The sequence below is a fragment of the Tritonibacter sp. AK171 genome (assembly GCF_030127025.1).
Taxonomy (GTDB): Bacteria; Pseudomonadota; Alphaproteobacteria; order Rhodobacterales; family Rhodobacteraceae; genus Epibacterium; species Epibacterium mobile.
Map to the genome: position 1 here is coordinate 970,188 of NZ_CP126134.1, position 11,699 is coordinate 981,886.

9 protein-coding genes and 1 pseudogene are annotated in these 11,699 nt (G+C 63.6%); 4 read left to right on the forward strand and 6 right to left on the reverse strand.

Annotation, left to right across the window (positions count from 1 at the left end):
- Positions 1–31: 31 nt before the first annotated feature.
- On the reverse strand, positions 32–730 hold the full coding sequence (locus QNI81_RS04640; RefSeq protein WP_283967526.1) for a hypothetical protein: 699 nt from the start codon (positions 728–730) through the stop codon (positions 32–34).
- A 678-nt stretch (positions 731–1,408) separates the two neighbouring features.
- Between QNI81_RS04640 and QNI81_RS04645 the strand changes: the two genes are divergently transcribed.
- On the forward strand, positions 1,409–3,034 hold the full coding sequence (locus tag QNI81_RS04645; RefSeq protein ID WP_283967527.1) for an ankyrin repeat domain-containing protein: 1,626 nt from the start codon (positions 1,409–1,411) through the stop codon (positions 3,032–3,034).
- A gap of 10 nt (positions 3,035–3,044) precedes the next feature.
- On the opposite strand, the pseudogene prpB reads toward QNI81_RS04645, so the two are convergent.
- The 4 genes and pseudogenes from prpB to QNI81_RS04670 all read right to left on the reverse strand — a co-directional run bounded on the left by prpB (position 3,045) and on the right by QNI81_RS04670 (position 7,032).
- A pseudogene (gene prpB, locus QNI81_RS04655) lies at positions 3,045–3,960 on the reverse strand (methylisocitrate lyase).
- Between the two features lie 4 nt (positions 3,961–3,964).
- Positions 3,965–5,134 (reverse strand): bifunctional 2-methylcitrate synthase/citrate synthase, encoded by a 1,170-nt coding sequence (prpC, locus tag QNI81_RS04660; RefSeq protein ID WP_283967530.1) that lies wholly within the window; start codon positions 5,132–5,134, stop codon positions 3,965–3,967.
- Between the two features lie 12 nt (positions 5,135–5,146).
- Positions 5,147–6,658: an MmgE/PrpD family protein gene (locus QNI81_RS04665; protein WP_283967531.1), complete on the reverse strand. Its 1,512-nt coding sequence runs from the start codon at positions 6,656–6,658 to the stop codon at positions 5,147–5,149.
- Positions 6,655–7,032 (reverse strand): acyl-CoA thioesterase, encoded by a 378-nt coding sequence (locus tag QNI81_RS04670; protein ID WP_283967532.1) that lies wholly within the window; start codon positions 7,030–7,032, stop codon positions 6,655–6,657. The genes QNI81_RS04665 and QNI81_RS04670 overlap by 4 nt, the downstream gene beginning before the upstream one ends.
- A 182-nt stretch (positions 7,033–7,214) precedes the next feature.
- On the opposite strand from QNI81_RS04670, the gene QNI81_RS04675 reads away from it, so the two are divergent.
- The 3 genes from QNI81_RS04675 (at position 7,215) to QNI81_RS04685 (ending at position 10,591) form a co-directional block, all read left to right on the forward strand.
- Positions 7,215–8,546 (forward strand): short-chain fatty acyl-CoA regulator family protein, encoded by a 1,332-nt coding sequence (locus QNI81_RS04675; RefSeq protein WP_283967533.1) that lies wholly within the window; start codon positions 7,215–7,217, stop codon positions 8,544–8,546.
- A 131-nt stretch (positions 8,547–8,677) separates the two neighbouring features.
- A complete protein-coding gene (locus tag QNI81_RS04680) occupies positions 8,678–9,835 on the forward strand; it encodes an HPP family protein (RefSeq protein ID WP_283967534.1) in 1,158 nt (385 codons plus the stop codon).
- 309 nt (positions 9,836–10,144) lie between these two features.
- Positions 10,145–10,591 carry a phasin family protein gene (locus QNI81_RS04685; protein WP_005638392.1) on the forward strand — a complete coding sequence of 149 codons (447 nt, stop codon included), beginning with the start codon at positions 10,145–10,147 and terminating at the stop codon, positions 10,589–10,591.
- A 224-nt stretch (positions 10,592–10,815) separates the two neighbouring features.
- On the opposite strand, the gene QNI81_RS04690 is transcribed toward QNI81_RS04685, so the two are convergent.
- Entirely contained in the window at positions 10,816–11,697 is an 882-nt protein-coding gene (locus tag QNI81_RS04690; protein ID WP_283967535.1) for a LysR family transcriptional regulator, read from the reverse strand.
- Positions 11,698–11,699 lie beyond the last annotated feature (2 nt).

The window sequence follows — 11,699 nt, forward strand, 5'->3', positions numbered from 1 at the left end:
GGCCGGGGGCAGCGCCCCCTAAACTCAGGCCTTAGTCACAGATGCCTTTGACTGTTGCGTCTTTCCACGGCAGGTACACATCCTGCTCGCGGCTTTGGGGCAGATCTGAGACCGGCATTACTTTTGCGAGCATATCGTGCAGGCGGCGTGTCCGGGCGGCTTTGGGGGCGAGGGCGCGGCAGCAGACGTATTCCTCGACGATGGTGCCTTGTTGCTCGTAGCCGTAGGCGAGGAAATCCGCAGGACCATTCACATCAAAGAGATAGGGATCTGGTGAGGTGCTGTGTTCGCGCAGTGCCTTGAGCGGCGTGTAGCCAGTCAATTTGCGGTTTTGCCATTGCCAGACATGGGTGGCCTCATGCGCCAGCAGCATGGCCTCTACCAGATGCAGAGCGTCGGGGTATTCCGGTGTGTAGTCGGGCAAGAACCAGTCGCGGGTAAAAAAGATCCGGTTGAACAGCGCGAGCGCTGCCGGAGAGGCCGTGACCATCTCGCCTGCAGGGCGTGGCGGGACAATGCGTTCGCGGCAGGTGACACGCGGGCGTTGGGGGCGGCGGAATGTGACCGCGCGCAAGGGGGCGCCCTCCACCAGTCGCATGCGGCTGTAATCCAGACTGTCGCCATGGATGGTGCCCAGAAACATTTGTTCGCGCTCGGTCGGGCTGCGTCCGCAGGCCGCAAGAAACGTGAGCGCCAGCAGCACAGAGGCCATCGCGCCAGTCTGGATCATGCGTCGCCGAAGGGGAGGGCGGGGCAGCGAGGTTTGTTGGGCAGGCATTGGGGCTCCGGCGAAATACATATGGGGCGGCCATTCTCGGCATCTTAGCGGGCCGAAGACCGCGGCACTACGTCGGATTTCTGAAACAATCGTGAGCGCGCCTATGGCACGCCCAAAGCGCCCGACCTGCGAGAGTGCGGGGGCGTCATGTCCTGTAGGGATCTATATAATGCTGCGGTCTGGCCAGCCTCTGCATGGCACAAAAGAGCGAATGGCGGCGCCGCCACCAGAGATATGATCCCCGGGGAGGCGGAGAGGTGGTGCGGCACTCACCGCATCAAGCCTGATCCCCTGCACCCAATGAAGGGGTGGTCTCTGGGGCCTGTTCTCCTGTGGCAGCGGGGTGTCAGCCCGCCGCCCGATGTCGCGACGCCTTCAGTATGACAGGCTGGGTTTTACCTCTGGTGAGAGGGGCGTGCGCCGCCTGCGCAACAGCGGCCCCGATCTTGCTTGTGCCGCCCCGCGCCTTGACAGCTCGCACCGATTGCGCGAATGAACAGGCAGCGGGTCAAGCCGCTTCCGGACCCGCGGGAAGGGCTGAGCCCTCTTGAGAGATCTAACCTAAGGTTTTCAACCTTTGTGCAGCCGAATTTGCGGGTCATCGGCGTGATATGCGCACGGAGGTTTTTTATGAACTCTCTTCCCGAGACTCCCAATCTTGATCATCTGAAACGTCAGGCCAAGGATCTGCTTGCGGCCTATCGCAGGCACCAGCCCGAGGCGATGGAGCAGTTCCGGCGGCATCTTCCTGTGGCGCGCGGCGCGAGTGATGCGGATCTGAAGGCCGCAGCTTTGCGGCTGGCGGATGCGCAGTCCTGCATTGCGCGGGCGTATGGCTATGCGTCATGGGCGGATCTGCGCGCCATGGTGGAGCTGTTGCGGCTGCGGGCAAGTGATGTGCCTGCGCTGCGGCTGCTGTTTGCGCAGCGCGCCTATGGTGGGGATCTGAGCGGCCATATGGATGGCGCGCAGCCGCGCGCAGCCGCGCAGGTTCTTGAGCGTCACCCCGAGATCACCCAAGGCTGCGTGGTGACAGCAGCCGGTGCGGGGGCGGTGGAGCCGGTGCGGGCCGCCCTGCAGAGGGGCACCGATTGGATCGACCAACCGGGCGGGCCCCTGATGCTGACGCCTTTGATGGCGGCCTGTCATTCCGGTCTGCTGGGCCAACACGAACACCGCGCCGCTGTGCTGGAGGTGATCCGGCTGCTGCTGGAGGCCGGAGCGGACGTCAGCGCAAGCGTGGCAAGCCGCTGGCCCCCGGCGTCGCTTCATGCGCCGGATGAGACCACACCGCTGTCACCGCTTTATGGGGCCGCCGGGGTGATCCGTGACCCGGAGGCGGTGCGGATGCTGTTGGCGGCGGGCGCTGATCCCAATGATGGCGAGTCGCTTTATCACGCGGTGGAGAATGTGGACTGCTTGCGCCTGTTGCTGGAGGCCGGAGCGCGGGTTGAGGGCACCAATGCGCTCTATCGTGTGTTGGATTTTCATGCACCCATTGCGCTGGCGCTGTTGTTGAAGGCTGCGCCGGGTGCGCCGGAGTTGCAGGGCGCAGGCCTGCTGGCATGGGCGATCCGGCGGCGGCGCGCACCGGAGATCGTTGCCGTATTGCTGGAGGGGGGATGCGACCCCGCTGCGCGCACGGCGCAAGGGCAGAGCCTTTGGGAGCTGGCGCTGCGCTATGGTCTGCGGGAGGTGGCAGAGATGCTGCGCGCACCGGGCAGTCCTACAGCAATGTCCGGTCAGGACCGGTTTCTTGCGGCCTGTGCTGCGGGTGAGGCTGCTGTTGCCCGTGATCTCCTTAGCCAAGAGCCGGGGCTGATTGCGGCGCTAAAGGAGGCGGAGCTGACATTGCTGCCGGAACTCGCGGCAGCGGGCGCATCAAAGGCGGTGCGGCTGATGGTGGAATTGGGTTGGCCGATAGAGGTGAAGGGCGGTGATTGGGGGGCAAGTGCGCTCAATCAGGCGGTGTTTCGCGGCGATGCGCAGATGACGCGGTTCTTGCTGGAGCGGGGCGCGTCGTGGCAGGCGCAGCACGGGTTTGGCGACGATGTCTCTGGCACCCTGTGCTGGGCCTCGCAAAACCGCCCCGTCCCCGAGGGCGATTGGGTCGCCTGCGCCGAGGCCTTGCTGGAGCACGGCATGCCCGGCGTGCGGCGTGACCCCAACCACCCCGGCGCAGTTCTGATGGCGGGACGACCGCGTCAGTTCTCTGATGCGGTTACTGAGTGTTTGCTGGATGGACCTGTGGGCTAGTCAGGTGCCGTCAGCCCGCCCAGTTGGGCGCTGCAGAGGCGATAATGCTTTTATCCAGCGCCTCAAATTCTCCCAGCCCAATGGTCTGGTAAAGCTCTGATCGGGTTTGCATCTCGGGCAGCAGCGCGGTGGTGGCCCCGTCGCGCTGCAAGGCCTCATAGAGCCGTTGCTGGGCGCGGTTCGCCACGCGCAGCGAAGAGACCGGCCAGATCACCATGTCATATCCCAGATCCTCAAACTCCTGCGCGGTGAGGGGGGGGGGTGCGGCCGAACTCTGTCATATTGGCCAGCAGCCGCACACCCGGCAGGGCGGCGCGAATCTCGCGAAACATCTCAACTGAGGTGAGGGCCTCGGTAAAGATCGCATCGGCCCCCGCCTCGATATAGAGTTTGGCGCGTGCCACCGTGCCCTCGACCCCTTCGGAGGCGGCGGCATCGGTGCGGGCGATCACCACCAGATCACGCGCGGCACGGGTGGCTGCGGCGACCTTAGCGGCCATATCGGCGGCTGGTAGCAGGCGCTTGTCATTGAGATGGCCGCATTTTTTGGGCAGGATCTGATCTTCTAGGTGGACCGCGCCTGCGCCAGCTTCCTCAAAGCAGCGCACCATATGCATGGCGTTCAGGGCCTCTCCATAGCCGGTGTCGCCATCCACCAAGAGCGGCAAACCCGAGGCCCGCGCGATCTGGCGAATAAAGAAACTGACCTCATCCACAGTGATAATGCCAAGATCGGGCAACCCCATAGAGGCGGTCATTGCGGCTCCGGAGAGATACAGCCCGTCAAACCCGGCGGCGCGGGCCTGTAGGGCGGCCTGCCCATTGTGGGCACCGGGCAGGCGCAGGATGCCCGGTTGATCCATCAAGGCGCGAAAACGGCGGCCTGCGCTCTGTTGGGACAGGGTGTCGGCATTGAGATAGGTCATGGGTCTACTCCGCCGCTGCCGCGAGGATCTGGCCGCGCTGTGCAAGTGGCACAAACGCCCGATTGTCAGGCCCGGTGTAATGGGCAGAGGGGCGGATGATCTTATTGTCCTCGCGCTGTTCGATCACATGCGCGCCCCAACCTGCAGTGCGTGAAATCACAAAGATCGGGGTGAACATCGCGGTAGGCACCCCAAGCAGGTGATAAGAGACCGCAGAATACCAATCGAGGTTTGGAAACATCTGTTTGGCCTCCATCATCACGCGTTCGATCCGTTCGGCAATGGCGAACATCTTAAGTGACCCGGCCTCGCGCGCGAGCTGCTGCGCCACCCGTTTGATGACCACGTTGCGCGGATCGGAGATGGTATAGACCGGATGGCCAAAGCCGATGATGACCTCGCGCGCGGCGACGCGGGCGCGAATGTCGGCCTCGGCCGCGTCGGGGTTGCTGTATCGGCGCTGGGTTTCAAACGCCACCTCATTGGCGCCGCCGTGTTTGGGACCGCGCAAGGCTCCAATCGCGCCAGTCACAGCCGAGTAGACGTCCGAGCCGGTTCCGGCGATGGAGCGCGCGGTAAAGGTGGAGGCGTTGAATTCATGCTCGGCATAGAGATTGAGCGTGGTGTCCATGGCGCGGATCTGCGCCTCGGTCGCGCGCGCGCCATGCAACAGATGCAGGAAGTGGGCGGCGATACTGTCGTCGTCGGTCTCCACCTCGATGCGGCGACCGTTCTGGGCGAAGTGATACCAGTAGAGCAGCATGGAGCCCTGCGCTGCGATCAGCCGGTCGGTGATGTCGCGCGCCCCGGCAAGGTTGTGATCGCTGGCCTCTGGCAGCGCGCAGCCCAGCGCCGAGACGCCGGAGCGCAGCACATCCATCGGATGCGCCGCTGCCGGGATGGCCTCCAGCGTGTCGCGCACCGCGCGCGGCAGGCCACGCAAGCCGCGCAGCTTGTGGCGATAGCTGGTCAGTTCGGCGTCCGAAGGCAAATGCCCGTGGATCAGCAGATGCGCCACCTCCTCAAAGCTGCAGGCCTCAGCCAGATCGAGAATGTCATAGCCGCGATAATGCAGGTCATTGCCGCTTTGACCGACAGAGCAGAGCGCGGTATTGCCTGCGGTGACGCCCGAAAGCGCCACGGATTTCTTTGGTTTTCTGGTGGGGGGTGTCATGGTCTGTCCTCCTCAGCTCCGGTCGAAAATGCCAGTCGGGCGCGGTGCGCCAAGGCGCGCGGCGTCGACCGTGAAATTGAGTGCGTCCAGCGCGCCTGCCTTGAGATCCGCCAGCCCTTCCGCCGCGTTCAGGAAGCGTTTTTGCGCCTCCACGCTCAGCACGCCTTCTGAGAGGGTCAGGAATTTCTTGACGTAGTGCTCGCGCTTGAAGGGGCGCGCACCATCGGGATGGGCATCCGCAAGCGCCAGTTCGTCCACCACGGTGGAGCCGTCCTGCATCGTGATCGTGACCTTGCCGCCAAAGGCTTTTTCCTTGGGATCGCGCGCGTGGTAGCGGCGGGTCCATTCGGGGTCTTCCTTGGTGGTGATCTTGTGCCAGAGCGCCTTGGTTTCCGGGCGCTGGGCGCGGGCGGGGGCGTAGCTGGCCTCATGGTGCCAACCACCATCTTCGAGCGCGACCGAGAAGATATACATGATGGAGTGATCAAGCGTCTCGCGGCTTGCGTTGGGGTCCATCTTTTGCGGGTCATTGGCGCCGGTGCCGATCACATAGTGGGTGTGATGCGAGGTCTCGATCAGGATGGATTTGACCTGAGAGAGATCACCGACCTTTGGTCCCATGCGGCGGGCCAGATCAATCAGCGCCTGCGACTGATACTCGGCGGAATGCTCCTTGGTGTAGGTGTCCAATATGGCGCGTTTGGCTTCGCCAGAGGTGGGCAGCGGCACATGGTAGACCGCTTCGGGGCCGGAGAGGAGCCATGCGATAAAGCCATCTTCGCCTTCCCAAGCCGGGCTTGGCGCGCCTTCGCCTCGCATCACGCGGTCCACCGCTTCGGTCGCCATTTTGCCCGCAAAGGCCGGGGCGAAGGCTTTCCACGAGGAGATCTCTCCCTTGCGGCTCTGGCGGGTGGTGGTGGTCACATGCAGGGCCTGCTGCACCGCCTGATAGATCGTTTCTGTGGGCAGGTTCAGCAAGGTGCCGATGCCCGCCGCCGCCGAGGGGCCAAGATGGGCGATATGGTCGATCTTATGCTCATGCAGGCAGATGCCTTTGACGAGGTTCACCTGGATCTCATAGCCGGTGGCAAGCCCCCGGATCAGATCCGCGCCAGACAGACCGCAATGCTGGGCCACGGCGAGGATCGGCGGGATGTTGTCGCCGGGGTGGGAGTAGTCTGCGGCCAGAAACGTGTCGTGAAAGTCTAATTCGCGCACGGCGGTGCCATTGGCGTAGGCGGCCCATTCGGGGCTGACACGCTGCGCGCTGTCGACGCCAAAAACGGTTGCGCCGGGGGACATCGGATGGCTCAGGGCCTGGGCACGGGCAGATGCGACGGGGCGGCGCGCGACAGAGGCTGCGGCGACCGCGGCATTGTCGATCACCCGGTTGATAATCATGTCGGTCACATCAGCATCCACCGCGACCGGATCGGCGGCCACTTCGGCAATTTTCCAGGCCAGTTGGTTTTCGCGGGGCAAATCCTCGGCGGATTTATAGGTCCGAACTTCATGCGTCTTCATGACTGCGCTTCCTTTTTGGAGGGTGACGGGATGTGGCGGGGGCGGCCCTCGGCATCGACGGCGACCATCACAAACCGCGCCGTCAGCACGTGTTCCGCGCCGAGCGTGCCGGTGACGGTGATGGTCATGGAGCTGTGCCTGATCTCAAGCACGTGGGCGGCGAGACCGAGCAGGCTGCCCACGGGCACCGGGCTGGAAAAATCCGCCCGCTCTACCGCCGCCATGACCACCGCGCCCCCGGCTGTGGCGTAGGCGGCGGCAAAGGCTGCACTGGCCAGAAGCCGCAGCGCGTGACCGCCAAACAGGGTTCCGTAGTGATTGGCCTGATCCGGCAGGATCAGTTCCGAGGTGGTGATTGAGGGGGGCTGGGTCATGCCGTCCGGGCCTTCGCAAGTTTCGCAACACCACCTTTTCACAACCGCACACATAGGCTAAACTACTGAAAATGCGTAATCTTGCGAAGGGTTGCATTGAGTTTTGCGAAGTTTGCGAAGGTGATGGTGTGAAGAAAGCCTATATGGGAGTACGACTCAGACGGCTTCGCGAGGAGCGGGGCATGACCCAAGCCGCGCTGGCCCGGACGCTGGAGTTGAGCCCGAGCTATCTGAACCAGATGGAACGCAATCAGCGGCCACTGACAGTGCCGGTGTTGTTGCGTCTCAACGCGGTTTTTGGTCTGGATGTGCAGCTGTTCTCCGAGGCGGAAGAAGCCCGGCTGATCCCGGACTTGCGGGCCGCGCTGGCGGATCAGGGTGCTGTGGCCTCGTTGGCGGAGGTGCGGGAGATTGCGGCCAATATGCCGGGCATCGCGCAGGCGATCATCAGCATGCAAAACCGGCTGCGGGACACCTCTGAACAGGTCGATCTGATGGCTGGGCGTCTGAGCGGCGAGACGGGTGCTGAGCCTGCGCCTTTTGAGGCGGTGCGCGACTATTTCTACCACAACCGAAACTATATCGCGGCGCTTGATGAGGCGGGCGAGGCGCTGGGGCAGGGCATTCGCGCCGGGCGAATGGCAGAGGGGCTGAGCGAGCGGCTGGCGGGGCGGCATGGGATTCGGGTTTCGATGGATGACGACACCAGCGCCCTGCGTCACTTTGACGATAGTGGCGGGGTGTTGCATTTGTCGTCGCGGCTGACACCGGGGCAGCGGGCGTTTCAGATGGCCACGCAACTGGCATTTCTGGAGCAGGGCGACGTGATCGCGCAGCTTGCGGATGGCGCGGGTCTTGCCGGAGAGGATGCCCGCACGCTGCTGCGCATCGGCCTTGCCAATTATTTCGCTGGTGCGGTGATCCTGCCCTATCGCAGCTTTCTGGAGGCGGCCGAAAGCGAAGGTTATGACATCGAGCGTCTGGCGCATCGCTTTGGCGTGGGGTTTGAAACCACCTGCCACCGCCTGTCGACCCTGCAGCGGCCCGAGGCGCGGGGGGTGCCGTTCTTCTTTATCCGGGTGGACCGGGCGGGCAATATCTCCAAGCGGCAATCGGCCACCGATTTTCATTTCTCGCGCATTGGCGGCTCCTGTCCGCTGTGGAACGTCTATGAGGCGTTTTCCCGCCCCGGCGAGGTGCTGACGCAGGTGGCGCAGATGCCGGATGGGCGCAGCTACCTGTGGATCGCGCGCACGGTGAGCCATGGCACCGGTGGCTTTGGAGCGCCGGTCAAGCGGTTCGCGGTGGCGCTGGGCTGCGATCTGGCCCATGCGGAGCGGCTGGTCTATGCGCGCGGTGTTGATCTGCGCAATCCGGATCTGGCGACCCCCATCGGAGCGGGGTGCAAGGTCTGTGACCGCCCGGCCTGCCCACAGCGGGCCTTTCCCATGTCGGGGCGTCCGGCGCGCACGGATGCGGATCGCACCAGCTTTGCCCCCTATTCGGGTCAATAGCGGCGGGTGATTGCATTTCACCTCCGAGGGTGAAACTTTGCGCCAAAGTATTGACCCCGCAGGCCTGCGGTGGGTCAGAGGGCCTGTGCCCTCTGGCAGATAGCAGGCAGCGCGCCGCAGGAGCCAAGCCTATGCAGCAGTTTCTTCGATCCCTTGGTCCGGCAGTGGCGCGGGTGCCTGCGACAGAGGCGCTCCGGGCGGGGGCGGGCGCTATGGTGGCGCTGGCGCTGATCGGTTTGTTGCTGCTGTCACCTGCGGTGGATCTGCAACTGGGGCTGTATCTGGTGGCCCCGTTTGGGGCCAGTTCGGTATTGCTGTTTGCGGTGCCCAACAGCCCGCTGGCGCAGCCGTGGTCGGCCATTGTGGGCAATACGGTTGCCGCACTGGTGGGGGTTGCGGTCTGTCTGAGCGTAGCGGACCCGACCTTGCGGGTGGCCCTGGCGGTGGGGCTGGCGATTGCGGCTACCATGCTGTGCCGCGCGGTGCATCCCCCTGCGGGTGCGGTTGCGATGACCGCCGCCATGAGCCCCGAGGCGGTGGAGCGGCTGGGCTTTGGGTTTGCGCTGGCGCCGGTGGCCGTGGGGACGGTCGCATTGGTGATTCTGGCTGCGGCCTATGCGCGGCTGACCGGGCGGCGCTACCCGTTTCGCCAGTTCGATGACCCAAGCCCGCAGGGCACCCGGGATCGTCCCGCACAAGAGCGGCTTGGCCTCTCGCAAGACGAGTTGAGCGCGCTTCTGGACCGTTATCGACAGAGCTTTAACCTTGGGGTGGAGGATCTGGCGCGGCTGATCAGTGCGGCGGAATTGCAGGCCGCGACCCATGGCAGCGGTGCGATTGCGGCGCGGGATCTGATGTCGTGTGACCTGATCACAGTCTCCCCCGGCGCGCGGCTTTCTGAGGTGGCGGATCTGTTTGCACAGCACCGGATCACCTCGATCCCGGTGGTTGGCGAGGGGGAGCGGTATCTGGGAGTGATCTTTCAGTTGCATCTGATCACCCGAGCGCGGGGCGAGGCGCTGGCGCTGGAGGGCGGATATATCGCGGCGCTGCGGCATCTGCTGGCAGGGGGGCGAACGGGGCGTTTGCGGGCGGCGGATATCATGGATGCTTCCAGCCCCTATGTAAGCCCGGATGCACCGGTTGCGCAGCTGTTGCCGATGATGGCGGACGGGGAGGTCGATGCGGTGCCGGTGCTGGACGAAGAGCGTCTGGTGGGCATTGTGACCGGCACCGATCTGATCGCCGCCTTGGCGCATAAATCGCTCTCGGAGCAGAGCGCGGTCTGAGGGCAATCTGAGGACGCGGGCAGGGGCGCAATTGTGCAAATGCGGCATCACGTACATTCGGGATAGGCCGCTCTGATTGGGGCCAAGACTGCAGATGAGTGCAGGCTGTCCCCTACGGGGACAGGTGGGGACAGAAGGCGGGCACTGCAGATGGCAGTTTCGTAAAAACAGGATGAATTTTCTGCAACGCAGCAAAAATCTCTTGAAATGCTGCGCTGCGGCATGCATATTGTGGGCAACGGCGGGAGTGGCCCGCTCGGGACCCCACCGGCTCGTGGCCGGGGACACGTAAACTAAGGAATGAGTACCATGGCCAAGACCCAAGATTTTTCCGCTATGATGAAAGACATGATGGCATCCTTCCCGGTTGACACATCCGCGATGGAAGATTTCTTCAAGAACACCGCAGCTTTGAACGAAAAGCTGTCTTCCGTTGCGCTGCAAGCCGCTGAGAAGAACGCAGAAATCTCCTCCAAATGGACCAAAGACACCCTGACCAAAATGGGTGAAATCTCCAAAGCGAAGGCAGAGCCTGCGGATTACGCCAAAGCGGCAACCGATTTCGCATCCGCTTCTGCTGAAGTTGCGGCTGAGAACATGGCGGCCTTTGCTGAAGTTGCCAAAAAAGTTCAGATGGACACCGTTGAGCTGCTGATGGCGGCTGGCAAGGACATGTCCGAGGAAGCAACCGCTGCTGTGAAGAAGGCCACTGAAGAGGTCTCCACCGCTGCGAAAAAAGCTGCTGCTGCGAAATAATCGCCGCAAGGAAAGTCCGGGGGCTCACTTAGCTCTCCTCCCAAGAGATGAGACCCCGAAGAAAAGGGCAGGCCGCGCGCCTGCCCTTTTGTATGTGCGGCCTGTATGTGTGCGGCCTGTGCGTATCGGGTGATTGGCTAGCTATCTGACCTATGCCGGGGCGATATTGTCGGCCCGCGTTCATGTGTCACGCGGCGAGCGGATTGAGGCCAAACCGGATCTAATCATTCACCACGTTGGTGATCGCCCGCTTCATTGCGCATCCAATCCAGCAGCATCTTTGCAGCACTCGTTATTCGGCGATCCTTGGGCACGGTTAGCCAATAGCTCCCGAGTGTCACGGTCGTTGCGAATGGACGTACCAATCGACCTGAAAAAAGATGGTGTTGGAACATCGACACGGGCAGCAGCGCGATGCCGAAGCCCTCGGCGGCAACATCCGCCAGCCCAAGCGAGCTGTCCAGAACCGGCCCTGTGAGGGAAGGACAAGCCTCTCCGGCCTGCGCAAACCAGGCGGACCATTCGTCGGCTCGGTAGCTGCGCAAAAGCGTGTGCTTGCGCATATCCGCCGGGGTCTGGATGTCCAGATTGGGGGAACAGAGCGGCGCCATGGGCGCATCCATGATGTGATAGGCTTCGACCCCCGGCCATTGGCCGTCGCCAAAGCGGATGGCGGCATCCAATCCCTCGCGGGCGATTTCCACGCGATTGTTGTGGGTGGACAGACGCAGCGTGATTCCGGGATGCGCCCGATCAAACGCCTGAAGTCGGGGAATGAGCCATCCCACGGCGAAGGTTGTCACGGCGCCGATGTTGAGAATTTCGGTCGGCGGGCCACCGGCAACGCGGTCGAGCACGCGGGCAATGTCATCCAACCCCCGCTCCATCACCGGGAACAGCGCCTGTCCGGCGTCGGTCATGACCAGCCCCGCAGGGGTGCGGTGGAACAGGGTCACGCGCAGCACATCCTCCAGCCGCGCGATCTGGTGACTGACCGCCGCTTGCGTCACGCGAAGTTCGATGGCGGCGCGGGTAAAGCTGCCCTGACGTGCGGCCACCTCAAAGGTACGCAAGGCATTCAGGGGAAGGTCGGGACGATCTGGCATGA